Source organism: Eubacterium oxidoreducens (genome assembly GCF_900104415.1).
GTDB lineage: Bacteria > Bacillota > Clostridia > Lachnospirales > Lachnospiraceae > Eubacterium_C > Eubacterium_C oxidoreducens.
The window spans coordinates 3,850-25,790 of sequence record NZ_FMXR01000023.1 but is presented as its reverse complement, the minus strand read 5'-3'; the positions used below and the strand labels follow the sequence as shown (position 1 = coordinate 25,790).

The 21,941-nt window shown below is 42.0% G+C and carries 12 protein-coding genes; 1 reads left to right on the top strand and 11 read right to left on the bottom strand.

Going from position 1 to position 21,941, the window contains the following annotated elements:
* Positions 1-60: 60 nt before the first annotated feature.
* The 5 genes from BLS20_RS12705 to BLS20_RS12680 all read right to left on the bottom strand — a co-directional run bounded on the left by BLS20_RS12705 (position 61) and on the right by BLS20_RS12680 (position 8,968).
* Entirely contained in the window at positions 61-3,312 is a 3,252-nt protein-coding gene (locus BLS20_RS12705) for a glycosyltransferase (RefSeq protein ID WP_090174736.1), read from the bottom strand.
* Positions 3,313-3,336: 24 nt separating this feature from the next.
* A complete protein-coding gene (glf, locus tag BLS20_RS12700; RefSeq protein ID WP_090174735.1) occupies positions 3,337-4,431 on the bottom strand; it encodes a UDP-galactopyranose mutase in 1,095 nt (364 codons plus the stop codon).
* Between the two features lie 18 nt (positions 4,432-4,449).
* A complete protein-coding gene (locus BLS20_RS12695; RefSeq protein WP_090174734.1) occupies positions 4,450-5,667 on the bottom strand; it encodes a nucleotide sugar dehydrogenase in 1,218 nt (405 codons plus the stop codon).
* 24 nt (positions 5,668-5,691) lie between these two features.
* Positions 5,692-6,858: a glycosyltransferase family 2 protein gene (locus BLS20_RS12690; protein WP_090174733.1), complete on the bottom strand. Its 1,167-nt coding sequence runs from the start codon at positions 6,856-6,858 to the stop codon at positions 5,692-5,694.
* 1,015 nt (positions 6,859-7,873) lie between these two features.
* Positions 7,874-8,968, bottom strand: coding sequence for a BspA family leucine-rich repeat surface protein (locus BLS20_RS12680; RefSeq protein ID WP_176762419.1), 1,095 nt, complete (start codon positions 8,966-8,968; stop codon positions 7,874-7,876).
* A gap of 215 nt (positions 8,969-9,183) precedes the next feature.
* Between BLS20_RS12680 and BLS20_RS12675 the strand changes: the two genes are divergently transcribed.
* The gene (locus BLS20_RS12675; RefSeq protein ID WP_090174730.1) at positions 9,184-10,419 is read left to right on the top strand and encodes a glycoside hydrolase family protein; all 1,236 of its coding nucleotides are present in this window, start codon (positions 9,184-9,186) and stop codon (positions 10,417-10,419) included.
* 172 nt (positions 10,420-10,591) lie between these two features.
* Here BLS20_RS12675 and BLS20_RS12670 read toward each other — a convergent pair whose 3' ends face one another.
* The 6 genes from BLS20_RS12670 to BLS20_RS12645 form a co-directional block, all read right to left on the bottom strand.
* Positions 10,592-11,335 carry an IspD/TarI family cytidylyltransferase gene (locus BLS20_RS12670; protein ID WP_242870588.1) on the bottom strand — a complete coding sequence of 248 codons (744 nt, stop codon included), beginning with the start codon at positions 11,333-11,335 and terminating at the stop codon, positions 10,592-10,594.
* A 154-nt stretch (positions 11,336-11,489) separates the two neighbouring features.
* A complete protein-coding gene (locus tag BLS20_RS12665) occupies positions 11,490-12,560 on the bottom strand; it encodes an NAD-dependent epimerase/dehydratase family protein (RefSeq protein WP_242870587.1) in 1,071 nt (356 codons plus the stop codon).
* Between the two features lie 44 nt (positions 12,561-12,604).
* Complete coding sequence (locus BLS20_RS12660) at positions 12,605-14,155, bottom strand: CDP-glycerol glycerophosphotransferase family protein (protein ID WP_090174729.1); 1,551 nt, start codon at positions 14,153-14,155, stop codon at positions 12,605-12,607.
* Positions 14,156-14,163: 8 nt separating this feature from the next.
* The gene (locus BLS20_RS12655) at positions 14,164-15,294 is read right to left on the bottom strand and encodes a CDP-glycerol glycerophosphotransferase family protein (RefSeq protein WP_090174728.1); all 1,131 of its coding nucleotides are present in this window, start codon (positions 15,292-15,294) and stop codon (positions 14,164-14,166) included.
* Between the two features lies 1 nt (position 15,295).
* On the bottom strand, positions 15,296-15,688 hold the full coding sequence (gene tagD, locus BLS20_RS12650; protein WP_090174727.1) for a glycerol-3-phosphate cytidylyltransferase: 393 nt from the start codon (positions 15,686-15,688) through the stop codon (positions 15,296-15,298).
* Entirely contained in the window at positions 15,685-20,247 is a 4,563-nt protein-coding gene (locus tag BLS20_RS12645; protein WP_090174726.1) for a CDP-glycerol glycerophosphotransferase family protein, read from the bottom strand. The genes tagD and BLS20_RS12645 overlap by 4 nt, the downstream gene beginning before the upstream one ends.
* Positions 20,248-21,941 lie beyond the last annotated feature (1,694 nt).

Below are 21,941 nucleotides of genomic sequence, written 5' to 3'. Positions count from 1 at the left end.
TTTCTTTACCCTCATTTGCTTTTCGTCCTCACATCCAACGAATTAGATGTCTCCTCTCTTTTATGCTTTTTTTAATCTTGCCCAGAAAGACTTCTTTTTTGACTTAGCTCCTGATGGTTCCTTTTCTTTATTCTCAGAAGATAACTTCTTCATCTTCTTATACAGCTTCTTTTCATGTAGTAGAACTTTTTTGTTAATCTCTATTTCTTTGTTCTTATTAGCTTGTGAATTCTTCAATTTCTCAGCTTTTACCATCTGTTTTTGGTGCTCTAGCATAAAGAACAAATAATCTTGCGCATCCAACTCCAGAACACGATGTAAACGCTCATACTCGGATTGGTTATAGAAATAGTCCTCCTCATGATGATAAACGCCAAGCTCCTCTAACCATTCATTCTTAATCTTTTCATACAGTTTGAAGTAAGCTTCTCCTTGAATGGACTCTAGATTCCATAAGGTGAAATGCTGACAATAATTTATGAAATCCTGCTCATATCTTTCATATAAGCCCCAAGTCTTAAGTTGCTCACGAAGCGCAAGTAGAGCCTTATAAAAGCAATCCCAGCTCTTTTCCCTGGTAACCGAAAGACTGTCATCTACTTTTCTATGATGCGCCAAAATCTCCGAATTGATTACAATGGATTGCGCTTTAATAAGTGCAGAGAACACAAACAACATATCATTAGTGGTTCGCTGCTCTTGGAACAACAGATGATTTTCCAAGACAAATTCACGCTTAAACAATTTATCCCACGCCCATCCAACACAGAGTTTAAACACATCATGGCTCACTTCATCCATTGTAAATGGACGCTTTTTAGGTAGCAAGTTGGCATTAATTGTATATGGAATATCTCTATACTGGTGCGTATTTTCATAAAATTCATCCGAACGGAAGACAACCACATCTGCCTCATACGTATATGCTCTATCATATGCTTTTCGAAGCATGTCATATTCAAAGAAATCATCCGCATCAAGGAACGACAGATACTCACCCTTTGCATATTGCAGACCATTATTTCTAGCTGCGCCCGCTCCGGCATTTTGCTGTGTAATCACCTTTACTCTGCTATCCTTAGCCTCATACTCGCGTATGATTTCAACAGTATTATCGGTAGAACCATCATCTACTACAATGACTTCGATTCTAATCTCGTTCCATAGCAAGATCGTGTCCAGGCACTGACCGATATATTTCGCACCATTGTATACCGGAATAATCACGGAAACTCTCAGCTTTTCATAGAACGCATCCGGATCTGCCAAAATCTCATTTAACTGCTTCCATGCATGCAGTCCAAGCACTTCTTCCGTTACAGTTCCATCGTTGACAGCATCTTTAAATTCATCACAAATATGATGGAGATATCCTGGTTTTAGATCCTCTGACAATCGACGATATGTCATCATAAAATTGCCATACTTCTTGCGCCAATAGATATCCGAATATGTTTCTTTAATCCCTTGTTTTTCCAGCAGTTCTCCAATGAATTGATACTCCTGTGTAATACAACGCTCTTTTTTCTTGGAAAACATTGAAGAATTAGGATTATCTCGTCTATTCATATAATATGGACGATTTATAAACATGACACGCTGACCATGCGCAAATGTCTGGAAATAAAATCCATTATCCTGATATGACGCTCCCGGTGTCTCATTATGTCTGATCTGATACTTGTTTAAGAAATCAACACTATAAATACCGCTCCAGGTGTTCATGATAAACTTAAACGTCTCACGTTCTTCACTTGTATTGATTACCTTGTTATAATACTTCTTTTTCCCTGTCAGCCGATTGTATTTTTCCATCAGACTTCCGTCCGGATTAACGGTAAATCGAATAAAATCCGCCTTAACAAAGTCAAGCTCATTGATTTTACAGACACGATATAATTCTTCGAACATCTTAACCGGCACAAAATCATCCGGTTCTAGAATTCCCAGATACTCTCCACGTGCCTTATCAATACCAATATTCATAGAATTACCATAACCGGAATTGGGTTTATCCACTATTACAAAACGTTTATCAACTGCCGCATATTCCTGCATAATTACCATAGAATGATCTGTCGAGCCATCATTCAATATGATGAATTCACATTTTTCCAATGTCTGATGTGTCAAGCTGTCTAAAGCAAGATTCAGATAATCTTCTACATTCATGGTTGGAATAACAACCGTTACCTTTGGTTGCTTTTCTACCTGTTTGTGATAAAGCTTATATTTCTTAGGAAGCGCATATTCTTTATTACAACCATCTATTCGTCTCTTTTCGTTCATCAAATAATGGCGATACAACGCTTCTTTATACTTTCCTTCGTATTTCCGAGCGAAACGTTCTGTTGTCTCTTTGATCCATAAATTTTGAAGATCTTCTGCCTGCTCATCACTAAGCTCATCTTCATTTTCCTCGGCATTGATTAGATCTGCATCATTATCCAGATAGCCTTCCTCTTCAACCGTCTTATAATATTTCATACACAAGTCAAAGAATCGTCTCATTTCAAGGTTAACAATGTTCACAACCTTTTTCTTCTCTAAGCCGCATTCGATGCATAAATCTTCCACTTTCTGAAGAAGAAAATTAATGGTCTTACCATAATCATCTGCATATCCCTTAAAGGATTCAACATCCTTACTAATTATCAACTTATCCAAAGAACGAACCGCAACCCGGTCCATACAATACATTGTATTTGAAGACTTTAATAACGTCTGGTAGTAAAAATCAAGATCTATTCCATATGGATACGAACCAAATGTAATGCCCTGCTCTTGAATAAATGCTCTTTTATAGATTCCCGTCCATGCTTCATGATTAAAATCCTTGTCATACAACAACGAATCTTTTTCTAAGCTCACACTACGATGAACATCTCCCGGTCTTAACTCACTAAGCAGATACTCTCTAAATTTACGATATATTTTCTTATCATCATCATATATTACCGTCATAAAACGCAAAACATCGGTATTATATTTTACTGCTTTATGGTACACTGCCTCAACCGCATAATCGAGTACGATGTCTCCACTCTCAAAAAGGAGTACATAATCGCCTTGTGCCTTCTTTAGTGCTGTATTTCTAAAATCTCCGAGGCAATTTCCTTCGCTTTCAAGTAATACTACTCTACTGTCTTTTTCCTTGTATGCCTGAACACATCCTTGCACATCTGCAAGTCCTTTTTTCACCACACATAATAGCTCAATGTCCTCAAGTGATTGATTCAACAGACTATCAAGTGATTTTTGAAGTTCCTCAACATTGTCGTTTTGAACGGATAATATAATAGATAAATTCATATGGTTTCCTCTCGCTCTCAATTATTATAGTATTTGATTGCATTTCTCTAATGCTGATGCAATTACCTGGTCCATATCATAATATTTATATTCTCCCAAGCGCCCTCCAAAGATGACGTTGCTTTCTTTTTGTGCCAACTTGGCATATTGCTGATATAAGCTTGTATTTTTCTCATTATTCACCGGATAATATGGTTCATCCCCCAATTTCCACTCGGAACTATATTCTCGGCTGATTACCGTCTTAGGCTGTGTTCCGAATTCAAACCACTTATGCTCGATAATTCTTGTCCAAGGGGTTTCACTGTCCGTATAATTAACCGCTGCATTACCCTGGAAATTCGGAATATCCAGCACTTCCGTATCAAATCTTACCGAACGGTATTCTAAGACTCCCAACTTGTAATCAAAGTATGCATCAATCGGACCTGTATATACAACCGTCTTAGCCATTGCATCATACTCTGATTTTTTCTCTAGATAGTCCTCATTTAAGCGAACCTCTATACCGTCTAACATATTTTCAACCCACTTGGTATAGCCGCCGATTGGAATACCTTGATAGAGGGCATTGAAATAATTATTATCAAATGTTAATCGAACCGGCAATCTCTTAATAATAAATGCAGGAAGTTCATTACAAGGTCTTCCCCACTGTTTTTGTGTATAACCCTTAATTAACTTCTCATAGATATCGGTTCCAACCAGACTGATTGCCTGCTCTTCTAGATTCTTAGGTTCTGTAATGCCTGCTTCTTTTCTTTGCTGTGCAATCTTCTCTTGCGCTTCCTGCGGCGTTACAACTCCCCACATCTTATTAAAGGTATACATGTTAAAAGGCAAAGAATATAATTCACCCTTATAATTTGCTACCGGTGAATTGGTAAAACGATTAAACTCTATAAATCGATTCACATATTCCCACACTTCTTTAAGGTTGGTATGGAAGATATGTGCTCCATACTTATGTACATTAATACCTTCTACCTCTTCCGTGTAGACATTTCCTGCAATATGAGATCGCTTATCGATTACTAATACTGATTTTCCTTTTTCCTTTGCTTGTTGCGCAAACACTGCACCATACAGTCCGGCGCCAACTACCAAATAATCATACATGAATGCTTTCTCCTCAAATTAATCTCTGCAATAAATATCTCTTGTATAAAGCTTATCCTTAACACTTTCAAGAGCCTCTTCGTATCGATTTGCCACAATAATATGCGAACGCTTCTTAAACTCTTCAAAATCACGTACTACTTCATGTCCAAAAAGTTCCGCTTCTTTTAGTGTTGGCTCATAAATAATAATCGTCTTGTTCTTATGCTCGATTCTTTTCATAACACCTTGAATCGAACTCTTTCTAAAGTTATCGGAATTGGCCTTCATGGTAAGACGATATACTCCAATAACATAATCTTCATTTCCACCATTATTCTTCTTGGCAAGTTCCATAATGCGATCTGCCACATATTCTTTTCTTGTTCGATTGGCCTCTACAATTGCACTCATAATGTTCTGTGGCACGCCGGTAAAGTTCGCTTTGAGCTGCTTTGTATCTTTTGGCAGGCAATATCCACCATAACCAAATGAAGGATTATTATAATGATTTCCGATTCTCGGATCCAAACTAATTCCCGCAATAATCTGACTTGCATCAAGTCCCTTCATTTCCGCATAAGTATCTAGTTCATTAAAGTATGCAACTCGCATTGCCAGATAGGTATTGGCAAACAACTTGATGGCCTCTGCCTCTGTAAAATGCGGGAACAGTACATCAATCTCTTCCTTGATTGCACCCTCCTGCAACAGCTTTGCAAAAGTATGCGCAGCCTGCGTTGCTTTTTCGTTGCCTTCTTCATCTTCAGGAACCCCTACAATTATTCTTGAAGGATATAAATTGTCATATAAAGCCTTTCCTTCTCTTAAGAATTCCGGTGAGAAAATAATCCTTTTTGTATTATATTTTTTTCTTACAGATTCGGTATATCCAACAGGTACCGTTGACTTAATTACCATAATAGATTCATTATTACATCGCATTACCTGCTCAATCACTGCTTCTACCGATGTTGTATCAAAATGATTTTGCTCATCATCATAATTCGTTGGTGTGGAAATAATGACAAGTTCTGCATCTTTATACGCACTATCTCCGTCTGTTGTAGCTTTCAGATTCAATTCCTTATGTGCAAGATAATCCTCTATCTCGGCATCTACAAGCGGAGAGATTCTCTGATTAATCATATCCACCTTTTCTTTTACCAGGTCAACTGCCGTTACTTCATTATGTTGTGACAGTAATATTGCGTTGGACAATCCAACATATCCTGTTCCTGCTACTGCAATCTTCATTCTTTAGCTCCTTATATCTATTTATTATTTGGGCATTCGTCCCAACTTTCTTCCTGCGCGATAGAACAGCGTTTTCTTTATTTCCTCAAGCTCCTTTGATTGCGCATTCAATTCCGCTTTCAACTTCTTGATGGTTTCTTTTCTTTCCTTATCGCGAACTTTATTTCTAGCCACGGTGCCACCCTTGGCCTTAACCTGTCTATAACTTTGACCAGCCAGATACATGAGCACATCTTGTGGTGTCTGATGCAAAAGTGCCTCTACAAATCCTCTGTGCCAGCTTACGTAATAGTAGTCCTCATCCTGTTCCCTTATTCCGAGCTTCTCACAGCCTTCTTTCTGTAAATATTCCACCGTTTCTTCAAATGCTTTCCACTCCGTTATATTTCTTAAAAAATACACAAGTGTTCCTAGTATCTTGTTAAAGAAACTTTGCTCAGGATAAACGCCATGTTCGATCAGTGATTCTCTGGTTGCTACCCAATTATAAATCGGAGTAAGTGGCGCCTTGGTCAATCCTCCGAACAAGCTCCCCTTTTGATCCACTCGATAATTGATTAGATGCTTTTCCACAACTGTTATTCTCTGTGCCATACAGATTAGATTTTGCGTGAAAAACAGGTCATTTCCATTTCTTGTGGTGTGAAATTTTATTCCTGATTCATCTACAAATTTTTTTTCAAATAACTTATTCCATGGATGCGCCGTCGCAAAATTCATAATATACCCAGGAATATCTTCTCTATTAAACGGCCGATTGTCCGGAAGCATTTTCTTCTTCACATAATTATTCGCAGGCGATAGCTTTTGGGAATCCATAGAAAAATGATTAACTCCACACACACATATCTGCGCATGGTCTTTCACTGCCTGCTTATACATACATTCTAGCGCAGTCGATTCAAAATAATCATCTGCATCCCAAAAAACAAGATATTCACCCTTTGCAATACTCATACCATAATTTCTTGCTGTTCCGGCATACTGATTCTCCTGATGCAAAATCGTAATCCGCTCATCTTGTTTGCTATAATTCTCAAGTATTTGATTCGTAGAATCCGTCGATCCATCATCAACGACAATTATTTCAATCTCTTGTAAAGTCTGGCCGATCACACTATCCATGCATTCTGCCAAAAACGCTTCCCCATTATATACCGGAATGATAACTGATACTTTAATTTTCTCCATTATTCTCCCTTAATCAATCAATATATTCCTATGCATAACGTGAACCCGGTCGATAAACCAATATTTCGACCGGGTTTAATATTTTTATTTGTTCAATGTATTAAGTGTACGTTTTTTCCCGTTATTTGTCAATTTTTCATTTTTATTCAGCTTATAACATTTGCCTTATTTGGGCTATTATCGGCAGTATCAACTTCTTCTTGGGGCTGCGACCACGCTTTTCTTGCCTAGCTCCCCAAGCGCCGACAATTCTTGGGGCTACGACCCTGGTTTCCTTACCCAGCTCCCCAAGCGCCGACAATTCTTGGGGCTACGACCCTGGTTTTCTGGACTAGCTCCCCAAACTCTGACAATTCTTGGGGCTACGACCCTGGTTTTCTTACCTGGCTCCCCAAGCTCCGGCAATTCTTGGGGCTGCGACCCTGGTTTTCTTACCTGGCTCCCCAAGCTCCGGCAATTCTTGGGGCTGCGACCCTGATTTTCTGGACTGGCTCCCCAAGCTCCGGCAATTCTTGGGGCTACGACTCTGGTTTTCTGGCCTAGCTCCCCAAGCTCAAACAATTCTTGGGGCTGCGCACCGCTCTTCTTGACGAGCCCCCCAACCAAAAACAATTCTTGGGGCTATGCCCCTGGTTTTCTGGACTGGCTCCCCAAACTCTGACAATTCTTGGGGGTGACGCTTCGCTTTTCTTGCCCGGCTCCCCAAGCTCAAACAATTCTTGGGGGCACGACCACGCTTTCTGGCCTGGTGCCCCCAAGCCATAACAATTCTTAGGGGGGCACGACCCTGGTTTTCCTGCCTAACTCCCCAAACAACGACAATTCTTGGGGCTGCGACCCTGGTTTTCTTACCTGGCTCCCCAACTCATAACAATTCTTGGGGCTGCGACCCTGGTTTTCTGGCCTAGCTCCCCAAGCTATAACAATTCTTGGGGCTGTGCACCCGCTTTTCTTGACGGGACCCCCAAGCTCCGGCAATTCTTTTCTTGGAGGCGCGATCTATCCTAACCCCCTTCTACTTCACCTTTACCTTTACCGTCTTCACTACCTTCTTCGCCTTATAACAATCATTCCCGACAGCCTTCACGACCACCTTCACCTTGTATGTACCCTTCTTCAGATTCTTCTTGAGCGTAATTTTACCGTTCTTTTTGCTAACCTTGATTTTCGCATTGCCCGATTTCATTTGGAACGTAACAGTACCGGCAGCTTTGGATACCGTAAGTGCCTTTTTCTTAACCGCCTTCTTCTTGAGCTTAGAAGCCTTTACTGTGATGGTCTTTTTGTGCACCTTCATAGGATTGGCAGCCTTTGTGATGGCAAATGTCTTCGTCGCCATCCCACTAAAATCACCGATACAAGAGATTCTCACGCTAGCTGTTCCAACCTTGATGTTATCCACATAGCTAAGCACATAATCTGTGCCCTGCTTAAGCGTATAGCCACCGACCTTAATTGTAACGTCCGGCTTGATTTCCTTGCCGGTATAAGCATACGAAGACTTTTGTAATGAAATCGTCGCATTCGTAAGCGCCGCTTTTGTAAGCGTAACGCTCTTATTAAGATTGGCTGGGATCGAATGATACACCGTTCCATTGCTCGAGGCATATAGATACGGCAGTTCGATTGCAACCTGGGCAGACTTCTTCGGCGTCTGAATCACTTCTAATGCATCGCAACCATATAACATATCCGATGCATCCGTCACTTTGCTTAAATCAAAACCACTCATATCAATGCTCGTAAGACTATTGCACTCCCAGAACATATTGCAAACCCTCGTAACATTGCTCGTATCCCAGCCGGTAGTATCGACTGTCTTAAGGTTGGTCGCATCCATGAATATCGAATCACTGTCCGCCGGAAGATACATTGTTTGAGATGCTGCGTCCATCTGAACCGCGATCAAATCCCCAATATCCTCTAACAACATGCTAGAAGAAAAAGCACTCGCATCCAACGTTCCTTCAGACGAATTCAGCGTCACCACTTTGCTGCTCGTATCATAAGCTCCTGTGACATTACTTCCGACCAGATTGCTAACTGTATACGCATCTGCATTTGCCGGGCCGCCCAGCAGTAATCCTGCACATAAAAGTGCCCCAATCATTCGCTTGCATCCCCTCATAATAACTCCCTTTCATTGATTTTCTAATGTAATATGCTCTTATATTATACCATTTCTAATTCCATTCCTTAACCGAATTTCCCTGCCACCATAATTTGACAGCCTATATTGTTTATAAAAGTTTCACGACTCACTTCTTGCACAACCCTGCATTGTATGGTAAATTAGTACCGTATCTAAATTTAGGAGGAATGATTATGAATACCAATTTAGCGATTCAACAACAGTATGTACGCACACAGCTTCGTCGTATAACGATTGCAGTTATTGCCTTATGCGCTGTGTGGCTTATTTTTAGCATTCGTCCGGTACATGCCGCACAAGCCGGAGATACCGTCACGTACAATAATAATATTATAGCAACCTACACAAATTCTAATACGGTGACCTACCACCCTTCTGAAGACAGTAACCAAAACTACAAATGGCTCAATTATCTGCTTAGCAAATCAGGTAAATTGACAATTAATATACCTTCTGGATCCGATTTTCATATCAACGGACCACTGATTCCGACCAGCAACAAGACCATCAACGCTACCGGATCAACCATCACTATGAAGCCAAATACCTATGTCATGATGACCAATCCGACAAAAGCGATTAAGAATCTTACAATCAAAGGTGGAACCTGGCGAAGCCCGGATGATGGCGGTCGAAAAGGAAGTATGTTCCAGTTCGCATTTGCAAGCAATATTACATTGGATGGCATTGATGTGAATGCCAACTTCAGCGGACACTCGATTGAAATTATTGCTTGTAGCAATGTTACCATCAAGAATTGTACCGTACGTGCAATCGGTAGCAACCCAAAAAACTGCAAGGAAGAACAGATTCAGATTGATGTCTCAACTAAGGCAACCGCCCCTAAAGTAGCTGCCTACGGTGCAAAATATGTAAAAGGACAGACCTGTAAAAACATCAAAATCATCAACAACACCGTGTACGGAGCACGCGCAATCGGCGTCAACTATCATGCTAGTTGCCCATCGAAATATCACAAAAATATCGTGATTAAGAATAATGTGTTACACTCCACAACCTCTGAGGCAATTCAGTTCTTTAATGTAATTAACGGAACCATATCCGGTAACAAGATTCGAACAGATGCAACCAGAAAGACAGATAATGCTTCCTATACCATTGCGGTGCATATTCAAAATAACGGAAAGGCACCTGCCGCGATGAAGTCATCTGTCATCACCGTTAAGAATAACCTTATTTACGGAAATCGAAATGGCATATATGTAAAAGGATATAGTACAAGCGGACGATTTGGCAAAGTAAAAGTCACCAAAAACACGGTGTACTGTAAGAAAGGAAAAGCAAATTGTATTGATCAGACAAGAGGCAGTTGCCGCTCCTTCAAAGTAACCGCAAACAAAAAACACAAATGGACTAAGTCCACTGATATACAAGTCAACTTAGCATAAGCAAAAAGCTGCGCAAGGTGAAATCACTTCATCTTACGCAGCTTTTTGTCAAGACTCGCTCGCGAGTCTTGCGCGCCGGATTCGGGTCTGCTTCAGCAGACAAATTCCTGTCCGAATCCGTGCGCATCCTCGCGGAGCGTTTAACCCAGTCGGTGCTTGTACCCCGACTGAGTTAAAATCCGTATTTCATAACTTCTTTTGCAAATGTCCGATAACGCTCATAATAAAAATAAGAACGAAGCGTATGCATATCCTCCGGCGTTGTAACCTTAATATTGTTACGCTCACCCTGATACAGATGAACCGATTCGCCAAGTTCAATCATAAGCTCACTTGAAGATACCGGATTAAGGATTCCTCTCTTCTCAGCTTCTTCATGCGCCCACAGAATCTTCTTCATCGTATAACCTTGTGGCGCCTGCGTGATATACATAGAGCTTCTCTTATAACTCTTGTTACAGGTATCACCATCTTCCGAATATAATAACGAATCAATACTCGGTGTTACCGGCACAGCCGTCTCATACTTCTTGGTATATTTGATGCAATTATCAATCAATTCTTCTGATAGCATCGGACGCACTCCATCACAAATCAAGATGATGTCATCATCCTTAGAATATTCGGCAACACGCACAACACCATTGTGAATGGATTCAAATCCATTTGCACCACCCGGCACGATATCTTCCACCTTGGTAATTCCAAAATGCTTGATTTGCTTTTTCAGTTCATCAATCCAATCTGCCTTACAAGCCACTACAATCTTGTCCACCAACGGATGATTCTCAAAATGCTCCATGGTTCTGATAATAATGGACTTTCCTTCTATTTCCAAAAACTGCTTTGGCACATCTGCCGAAGCGCCCATTCGCGTTCCGCTTCCTCCGGCAAATAACATAGCTGATATCATCATATCCTACTTCCTTTCCCTTATATCGTTAAGTCAAGACTCGCTCGCGAGTCTTGCGCGCCGGATTCGGGTCTGCTTCAGCAGACAAATTCCTGTCCGAATCCGTGCGCATCCTCGCGGAGCATTTAACTCAGTCGGAGCTTGTACTCCGACTGAGTTAAATTCCCTGCTGGCGAAAACTCTCACAAAGTCTTTCAAACATCTCCGGCAGGTCCACACGCGGCTTCCATCCAAGAGATTGTAATTTATCCGAATTAAGATGCATCGCCACATCCGGAGCATAACCAAATGCATTTCCTTCCGGAATATCAAATACCACGTTGCTCTTTCCATCCGAAATGGTATCTGCCACCAGACGCGCAAGATCCTTGATCTTAATTGCCGTAGAAGGATTCGCAACGGTATAGACCTCTGCGTCTACTCCATTTAACAAAATCGTCAAAATGCCACGGATACAATCTGCCGTGTAACAATAATTACCGGTTGATTCCCCCTTGGTATGAAGGACAATATCTTCGCCCGCCATCGCACTTTTGGCAAATTGTGCAAAGACACGACCATCTTCTTTTGGAACGCCGGCTCCAAACGTTTGCGCCAGACGCGCTACCTTGGCCGGCACCTGATACTCTGCTGCATAGCATGCACACATGAGTTCACACATTCTCTTGCCTTCCGGATAACAACTTCTCACATTGGTAACATCCACATAGCCCAGATTCTCTTCTCTAACACAGTCCAAAGAAGGATCTGTCACACCAAAAGCCTCCATAGACGAAAGATATACCACACTCTTCGTCTTCTTTTCTTTGGCAAGTTCGAGTATATTCTTCGTACCCATAAGCGCAATATCAATTGTTTCTACCGGTCTTGTCACCATGGTCTTAGAAGCCGTAACGCTGGCTCCATGAATGATGTAATCCACATCACCTTCCACGCATAGCTCCTTTGTAATATCGGCAACCACCGGCTGAATGCAATCTCTATCCCAAAGCTGACCATACATCGCGCGAGCCTTCTGTTCATTACGAATCAGCGGACGAATCGTAAGATGTAAGTCCTGCTCCCGATTGGCAAGGGCCAATGCCTTTACCGCAGTCGAACCCACCAGTCCGGTAGCGCCCGTAACTAAGATGACAGCACCTTGCATCTTGCGAAAATCAATATCGCTGCGCGCAATATCTTCTAAGTCTTGTTGAAGCACTGCATCGTTCATACTTTCTAATAACATAGCTGCGTTCCTCCTATGAGCTTATCTCTTAGCCAATTATAGCCTTATTTTGTATACCAATCAACTATACTGCGGCAGATCTGCCTGTCCGTATCCTGCGACATATGAGCAAATCGTTCCGATACCGATACCTGAATCCCGGACAGCACATCCATCAATTCGTCAAATGTCGTCGCCTCATACTGCTCTTTTGTAAACAGATCCAAGGTATGCATCGGTCTTTGGTATTCATAGATTGCCTTGTCATAACGATAAAAGATGAGTGGCCGCTGAAATAACGAATACTCATAAACACAGGAAGAATAATCCGTAATCATAATATCCGCAACATAAATAAGCTCATTAATATCTGCATCCGACCAATCCCAAATCACATCTTGACATTCCTTCGGAATGCTGATGGCTTCCTGAACAAACGGATGCATCTTCACGATAAACAAAGCCTTTTGTTGTCTGCAATACTCCGCAAGCCGCTCTAGATCCAGCTTGGAATAATCCCAATATGCATTACTGCTTCCCTTCCCACGAAAAGTCGGGGAGAACAAGATCACCTTGCACTCTTTTAATAAAGGATTCTTCTCATATAACCGCTGCGTCACCTGCTCGATGGTCTTATGACTTAAATAGCCGTCAAGTCTTGGCATGCCCAGCGCTTTGAACTTCTCTGGATCGCAGCCAAATACTTCACTGTATATATCTGTCAATTCTTCCCGATCCACAATGACATCCGTATATCTGCGATGACAAGATACATAAGGATGCGGAGAACCATTCATCCCAAACCTTGCATAACCAACTGCCTTAAATCCGACTCCGGCATGCCATAGCTGCACCAGACGCGTGGTCTTTTTTAGTGGCACCAGGGAAAGCACCGGCACATAATTATCAACAAATATAAGATTCGCCTTTGCCAGCATCGCCACCTGACGAATGGCATGTCGCGCTCGAATCGCAAGTCCATGATTTTCATCGCTAAATGTATTAATCGCATAGACTGCCTTGCGATATCCCGGCATATCCGTCTCATAAAGTGCTTTTAGATTGCCACTTAACTGCTCCCCATTTTCCGTAAAAAACAGCACCGTCTTGTCCTGGTTTCGTGCAAATGCATAGCATAACGCATACTCGCAGCGAAGCAGCTTTATATAAATGTTTTTGGCAATCGTCGCACACTTTCCTTTGAGCGTTGCATTTTCCGTACAAGAACGAAAACGCTTGTAATAACGATTCTCAACCATAAAGTTCGTGCGAATCACAAACGCTTCTCCATCTTCCTCTTCTTCCAGCGAAAACTGCACCAGATACGCTTTCTTATTCCCATTGTATGGAAAGATTCTAGACTTATCTCCAAGCTTTGATAAGAATTCATATGCAACCGTCACCGGCGTATTCTCATATAGAATCCTCCAGGTGCCTTTATCAAGCATTTCCCCACCGGGTGTATTCGATATGTTAAATGCCAGCTCATTTTCCTTACCAATCAGCGCAATGGTCACCTTTCCATCCGTCAAACAAAAAGAAGCTCCCTCAACCGACCGGTCAAATACAAAGTGAACATTAACACGTTCCCAATAAATCTTATGAATAGTGAGCATAATTCCTCCTATAGCATCTTCTCTAAAAAGTCTGCAATATCTTGCGTGGCATGAGGCGTCATCTTGACATAAGTGTCACGCCAGCGCCTTAGCCGATCATAGTCATACTGCCCGCTCCTTATCGCATCCATGATCTGGGTAAAGTCCGCACTGATACATCCCGGCAATTCCTTAAGATAATCCAGATTCAATCCACGCAGATCTTCATACAAATCAAAATCAAAATTATAAAAATACAGCGGCTTTTCCATAATTGCCGCCTCATAAATGATACAAGAATAATCACTAATCACATAATCCGCTGCAAAGAGCAAATCAAAAGAAGAATATTCCGGACAAGTCAGCACCTTCCCATCCCCAATTTCCACTTGCGAAAGCGGGTGCTTTTTGACCACCAGATTGAATGCATCATCCCAGCCATTTACCATATCATTCAAAGCCTTTTGAAATGCTCCTTCCTCCTTCCGAAAAGTCGGAACATACAAAACAACCGGCTTTTCAGCCAGTTTCGGATAATGCTTTATAATTTCTTCTTTTTTCTTTGCGCCATAGTCTTTATCCAAAAGGAGATCCATACGCGGAAGCGGCATAATCGTCACCGCTTCATCCGGATACCCAAATCCTTCTGCAAGATAGTGGCGGTAGCCTTCTCCGGCGCAAAAGATTGCATCGTAATTCTTATGCATACGCATCAGATGAGCCAGCTCATAAGAAGATCCTTCTGCTTGGTTCAAAATCTGATATCCGAACTTCTTCATCGTTCCCATCGAATGCCACATCTGCACCACTTTGAGTGTCTTCTTGTGTTCAAACAAACTGATCGGAATACAATAAGAATCCAACACCACCAGCTTGGAGGTTGCAATTGCACGCATCTGCGTTAACATATGGCATCCATAGCTTAGTTTCGACTTCACCGAAGAGTTTACTCCCCCCGGCAAAGTCTTACATAACATAAGCACTTGTAAATCAGGATCCTTCTTGCGCATCTTTTTTGCAATCATCTCAAACTCAAAGGACGGCTTGTCCGATTGACGTGAGATAAACAGCATCCGATTCTTCGTAGGAGCCTTTTTCATAATGCCATACAGGCAGTTTAATGATTTTATTCCTGCTTTTAATATTCTTTCATATTTCATATTATTTCCGGTTCAAATCGCTTTTAATCTGTGTTGTGGAAATCTCCGGAGTTCTTTCGAGATATACCACTTCACACTGTTCTTTTAAGAAGTCAAACTTGCCTTCCCAATCATTACCCATTACAAATGTATCAACACGGAATTCTTTTACATCGCTAACCTTCTGCTCCCAGTTCTCCTCCGGGATTACAAGATCCACATAGCGAATTGCTTCTAGCATCTGCTTGCGTTCCTCATAAGTAAAATAGCATTTCTTTTGCTTTGCATTCCAGTTAAACTCATCCGTAGACAATGCCACGATAAGATAATCTCCCAGCTCTTTTGCTCTACGTAAAAGGTTGATATGTCCATAATGCAATAAATCAAATGTTCCGTATGTAATTACCTTTTTCATAAATACTCTCCTTCTTCACAAGCCCGGTCTACAACCTGCACAAATTCATCTACATTCTTGATATAAGTGATTTTATCATCACTTTCTTGTTCCTCTAAGGCATACACTCCCATGCTTCTAGACTTCGCATAGTCAAAGGCTGCTCTAAATACACGATCGCCCGACTCTAGCGCTTGTCTCATTGCCTTACTTATAAGCAATACCTTTACTCCCGGCATCGTTGTCAGAGAGAACAATTTCGATGCGTCATCCACATCATACAAGATGATTACATCAAATGCAGCCGAACCATACATTCTCTTAGCATCCAGCGCAAAATCATATAATACAAATTTCTTGATATCCTCAAATGCAACCTTACCTTCTTCGTAAAGCTTTAACAACTCCTGTACACGCACTGTCAGGAACGATTCTTCTTCTACACCGATAACCGAATGTTCAAAGAACAATGGATAAATCTCTTTTCTAAAAGGTTTGATCCGATTTCTCGCACAACTAAAATACAGTTCCTGCGCTTCACTATGATAACCGGCTGCAAACTGTGCCATCATATCTCTTTCTTCTTCATCAGAAGCGCGGTCGGTATACAACAAGATACGCTTTCTTTGATCGTGCTCAATGGTTTCAAGATTTAGCCCTGACTCATCTCCAAGGAACAGTCGACATAACTTCTTAGCATTCTCTTTTGAATCATAGGCATTAAAGAGTTGGTATGCTTTTTCATCATCATAATTTTTCGGCTGCAACATGCAAGCTAATACTTCTTCTTTCGTCGCAGCTTTATCAAATGGAAGGTCCATCAGATTCATATAAGTTCCACGCTTTTTCGCATATAACTCATAATCACCACAATGCAAGATGATATGCTTTCTGGTTGCCAGATAATCGTAAAACACGCTTGAATAATCCGTAATCAGGGCTTGTGTTGCTGCAAGCAGTGCATAACTGTCTACATTTGGCGGGAATTTTTTCACTCTTGTATAGGAATCGTAATCAATAAAATCGCTTACTTTATGATGAAGATTTACATACAAGATACAATCTGACGGCAAATTCGCATCAATATAATCCAGCAATTCCTTTGACTCTGCTACCACTTTTTCTTCTTTTAAGTAATCCTTCCAAGTCGGCATATAAGCAAAGATTCGTTCGCCATTCGGTGCTAGAATCTGTTTTAGCTGTGTCATATCACCTGCCATATTTTCCAATATTCCACCGGTTCTTGGATAACCAAGCAGGAGCGCTTTTCCGTTCATCAGGTTTTGCACCTTATAGGAACGAAGCATATTATCCCTTGTATATTCATTTGGATACAGCAGATAATCCGCTTCTATGAAGTTCTTTTGCGTGATTCCGTTTCGGTGTGCATTCTTCGAATTCTTGGCAAGTCCCAATTTCTTAAGCGGCGTTCCGTGCCAGATATTAATGACCACCTGTCCCGGCTTCTTTACCCAGCCTTGCGGGAAGAATACTTCCGTAATCAGATACTTTGCAGACTCCATCAGGATGGAGTATTGACGTTCTTCTAGTACAGGCTCTGTACGCGTCCAATGATTATTACGGATATACTCTTTTACAATTTCTTGCGTACTTTCATTCGTTCGAACGTACATCCGATATTCTTTGAACTCATCATTGCTATTTAACTCATTTAATATATACTGCAGGTTTCCGCGCACATTGTGTCCTAAGCCCAAGAGCAATATGGCTTTTTCATCCAATGATTCTTCATAATATCGATCGGTAATTCGCTTACGCTGTACCAGCTTTTGGTAGGAAGATAAAAGATTATTAACTTCCTTAAGGCTATGCTTGCGGTTATCAAAATTTTTGATTGCAGCATCGTTAGGACGCACGCTGAATTCTCTTCCGGTATGACGTATATGATTCTCCTGATACTCTAGCATGGTCTGATAGATTCTCTCACAGTTATTGTGATCATTGTAATAGAAGAAATCATCTGCTCGTGCTACGTATTCCGGTTTCATCTGGCATCCATTTTCCATATATTCGCATAACAAATCGACGAGCTGTTCGTTATTGCGCACAATTTCGCCAAATCCCATCGTATCATAGAAGAAACTGCCTTCTTCATAATGCTGCGGAATATCTTCATGATGCAGATAGACAACCGGTTTTCTCATATATGCAAAGTCGAACTGTACACCGGAATAATCCGTGACCATAAGACTTGATTCGCAAAACATCTTCTCATAACTAAAATCGCCTACAGATGGGATGATATCTACCATATCATTTTTCTCAAAATCTTTTAACTGCGCACTTACGATTGGATGCAATACGTATGCAATTCGATAGCCGTATTTCTTAGCCGCCTCAATCAATCTTGGGTGGTTGATCAGTGCATTATAGACTTTATAGTAAGAGCTTTCCTTAAACATCGGGTTGTAATCCCTTTGCTGACTCTCACTTTTACGAACCGGCGCTGCCGCCTGCATTCTCCAGGTCGGGCTGATTAAAATCTGTTTCTTATCTCGATTCACAAGGCCATCATAGCGTGGGACTCCTGTCAGCTTTAGGATATCCATTCCCGCATAGTTATATACCGGTCGGCTTAAGTTCTCAATCTCATATTTGGATGCGCAAAAATACAGCCGGATATTATCTCGCAAACGATTCTGCGCAACTGCAATCTTTTGCACGGACATTCCATGTTGTACACAACAGACATGAAAATCTGTCAAATCACGCACATAACTTGATTGCATCATTCTAAAATCATTAAATGCAAATACGGTCGAATTCGATATTACCATCATATCTGCCAGCAAGAAAATCAAACGGTGCTTTATACTGCCTCGAACAAGTGGCTTATAGCCGTCTTTTTTCAGTCTTTCATAGTCTGCCGACTTTTTATCCACCAGATAATAATGCTTGATATCATCGTTTTGCGCACATGCATAGCGATACAGATATTCCGAAGAATCTCCTGCCTTATAAATTTTATCCAGATACATCCAGATTGGCTTTCTCTTCAAAAACGGTTTCGCCATAAAATATGCTTTTCGCACAGCAATAAAGATATATTCTCTCTTTCTCTTTTGTGCGCGCATCTCTTTGATCAGTGCCCGCTCTTGCTTCTTCCAGCCATTTGCCGTATCCTTCTTAACCAAAAGACCGTCTTCTGACTTGGTCATGATATATTCTTTGTCTTCTCCAAAGCGCCAATAACTGTTCTCAAATCGTCCACTCATACGGCTAAAATGCGACTCATATGAGAAGTGAATCTTCACGGTCTCTTCTCCAAAATTGGCAAAGCAAAAGAGATGTCCCTTTAAAATGCTACTGATTGGTATCGACACATGGAACGAATGTGCCTTATATAAACTAATTCCGAATACTTTGTTAATGCTGTAGCGCTGGTTATATTTTAATTTATACTTTTCTGTGCCGGCTACAAAGTATACGCTATCCGCCATGCTATACAAAATCGGATGTACGGAACCATCAATTTCCAGATATTCTCCATCATAATCCATGAAGACAATATTCGTTGCCATTTCACAGACCTGATCTAGACTTACGCTTGATGCGCCATAATACATATCTCCCATCAGATAATGCTTATCAAAGGTAAAGTCTTTTCCATTCTTCCAGGTTCCATATATCCATTTTAATGAATTTGGAACGGAACACTCCTTTACTTCTCGTGCATTATACAGTACTTCATCCGAGATATAGGCGAAGCATCTTCCAATCAGACGCAGGGTTTCCATTCCCTGTTCCTCATCTATCACATGTTTATTTCGATTATTCCAATTAGAGAGCAATCGACTTGCTACTGAGAACATAAAGTCATATTGCACCACCGTCGGTACTCGTTCTCCGGCTTGTTCAAATTCTTCAAGATATGGCAGCCAATAATCCGTAAAGGATCTGTTATACCAATCCGGATTATAGACTCCTTCATAGTATACCTTCTCTCCTTCGGTGAACTTCGCCAAATGAAACTTTTGCATCTGCAAAAATATCATTTTCTTTTCTTTTACGCAGGCTCGTAAGCAAAAATCTCGTTCTGCTTCCATTCCCAATTCCGGACGATATTTTATATGTTCTAATAAGCTCTTTTTGAAAAAGGTTCCTTCCATAAAAAAAGGATGTATTGCATATCGCTTTGTCAGATTTAAATACACCACTTCTCGCTTGGACATGGTTTTTGCAAATGGCGTTGTTGCTTTATTCGGCCAGAACTTCTTCGGCATTATGATGGCATACTCTTTATGTGCGTTCGCCTCGCTTTTCGCCTTTGCTAGAAGACCTTCTTCACAGGTATCACCGCCTCGCATGACGGTAAACCATTCTCCATCTATTTTATTCATTGCAGCAAGAATGATTTCATTGTCATCTTGCTCCTCAACGTCTACTTGCTGAACTGTTACATTCTGGGGCAAAAGTGATCTTATGTCCTGCTTTAGCTCCGTTGCAACCAAAAGCTCGATATCTCCATTTATCTTCTTCGCCTCTGCAGCAATGCTTTCTATGGTTGCTTTTTCTTCTTTATTATCTTCTGTCGACAAATATATAATTGATAATTCCACAACAGATACTCCTTTGTCTTTCTATTTCGAACACTTCACTTATGTGAAATCCCCATAATAGCTCATAATCCACAGACAGTTTATCATAACAGCCCCCTTTCTTTCAAGTTTAGAGGGCTTATCGGCATATCGGCATATCCATTCTTGGGGGCGCGCTACTGGTTTTCTGAGCTGGCCCCCCCAAGCCATAACAATTCTTGGGGCTGCGACCTTGGTTTTCTGGCCTAGCTCCCCAACCTCAAACAATTCTTGGGGCTGCGACCACGCTTTTCTTGCCTGGCTCCCCAAGATAATACAATTCTTGGGGCTGCGTCCCTGGTTTTCTTGACGGAACCCCCAACCCAGATCAATTCTTGGGGCTGCGCTACTGCTTTTCTGGCCTGGCTCCCCAAGCCCCGGCAATTCTTGGGGGCACGACCACGCTTTCTGGTCTGTTGCCCCCAAGCCATAACAATTCTTGGGGGCGTGCCCTCGCTTTTCTCGCCTGACTCCCCAAGCTCAAACAATTCTTGGGGCTGCGCCCACGCTTTTCTTGCCTGGCTCCCCAAGATAAAACAATTCGTGGGGCTGCGTCCCTGATTTTCTGGCCTAGCTCCCCAAGCTCAAACAATTCTTGGGGCTACGACCCTGGTTTTCTGCCCTAGCTCCCCAAACAAAAACAATTCTTGGGGGTGCTACCACGCTTTTCTTACCTGGCTCCCCAAGCTCAAACAATTCTTGGGGCTGCGACCCTGGTTTTCTTACCTGGCTCCCCAAGCTAAAACAATTCTTGGGGCTGTGCCCCTGGTTTTCTTACCTGACTCCCCAAGCCCCGGCAATTCTTGGGGCTGCGCCCACGCTTTTCTTGCCCGGCTCCCCAACCTAAAACAATTCTTGGGGCTGTGACCCTGATTTTCTTACTTGGCTCCCCAAGCTAAAACAATTCTTGGGGCTGTGCCCCTGGTTTTCTTACCTGACTCCCCAAGCCCCGGCAATTCTTGGGGCTGCGCCCACGCTTTTCTTGCCCGGCTCCCCAACCTAAAACAATTCTTGGGGCTGTGACCCTGATTTTCTTACTTGGCTCCCCAAGCTAAAACAATTCTTGGGGCTACGACCCTGGTTTTCTGGCCTAGCTCCCCAAACTAAAACAATTCTTGGGGCTGCGACTCTGGTTTTCTGGCCTGGCTCCCCAACCTAAAACAATTCTTGGGGCTGCGCCCCTGGTTTTCTTGCCTAGCTCCCCAAGCTCCGGCAATTCTTGGGGACGCGACCCCACTTTTCTTACCTAGCTCCCCAAGCTCAAACAATTCTTGGGGCTGTGCCCCTGCTTTTCTTACCTGACTCCCCAAGCTCAAACAATTCTTGGGGCTGCGACCCTGATTTTCTGGCCTAGCTCCCCAAGCTCAAACAATTCTTGGGGGCGTGCCCCTGCTTTCTGGGCTGGTTCCCCCAAGCCAAAACAATTCTTGGGGGCACGCTCTCGCTTTTCTTGCCTGGCTCCCCAAACCAAAACAAATCTTGGGGCTGCGACCTTGGTTTTCTTACCTGGCTCCCCAAGATAAAACAATTCTTGGGGCTACGACCCTGTTTTTCTTACCTGGCTCCCCAAACTAAAACAATTCTTGGGGCTACGACCCTTCTTTTCTTACCTAGCTCCCCAAGCTAAAACAATTCTTGGGGCTGCGACCCTGGTTTTCTTACCTAGCTCCCCAAGC

What these genes read in the sequence shown, in the direction of transcription:
- glf (WP_090174735.1), bottom strand. Translation starts at nt 4,431, where the DNA reads ATGTATGATTATTTGGTAGTTGGCGCCGGACTGTATGGTGCAGTGTTT.
- BLS20_RS12675 (WP_090174730.1), top strand. Translation starts at nt 9,184, where the DNA reads ATGAATACCAATTTAGCGATTCAACAACAGTATGTACGCACACAGCTT.
- BLS20_RS12665 (WP_242870587.1), bottom strand. Translation starts at nt 12,560, where the DNA reads ATGTTATTAGAAAGTATGAACGATGCAGTGCTTCAACAAGACTTAGAA.
- BLS20_RS12670 (WP_242870588.1), bottom strand. Translation starts at nt 11,335, where the DNA reads ATGATGATATCAGCTATGTTATTTGCCGGAGGAAGCGGAACGCGAATG.
- BLS20_RS12680 (WP_176762419.1), bottom strand. Translation starts at nt 8,968, where the DNA reads ATGATTGGGGCACTTTTATGTGCAGGATTACTGCTGGGCGGCCCGGCA.
- BLS20_RS12695 (WP_090174734.1), bottom strand. Translation starts at nt 5,667, where the DNA reads ATGAAGATTGCAGTAGCAGGAACAGGATATGTTGGATTGTCCAACGCA.
- BLS20_RS12690 (WP_090174733.1), bottom strand. Translation starts at nt 6,858, where the DNA reads ATGGAGAAAATTAAAGTATCAGTTATCATTCCGGTATATAATGGGGAA.
- BLS20_RS12705 (WP_090174736.1), bottom strand. Translation starts at nt 3,312, where the DNA reads ATGAATTTATCTATTATATTATCCGTTCAAAACGACAATGTTGAGGAA.
- tagD (WP_090174727.1), bottom strand. Translation starts at nt 15,688, where the DNA reads ATGAAAAAGGTAATTACATACGGAACATTTGATTTATTGCATTATGGA.
- BLS20_RS12660 (WP_090174729.1), bottom strand. Translation starts at nt 14,155, where the DNA reads ATGCTCACTATTCATAAGATTTATTGGGAACGTGTTAATGTTCACTTT.
- BLS20_RS12655 (WP_090174728.1), bottom strand. Translation starts at nt 15,294, where the DNA reads ATGAAATATGAAAGAATATTAAAAGCAGGAATAAAATCATTAAACTGC.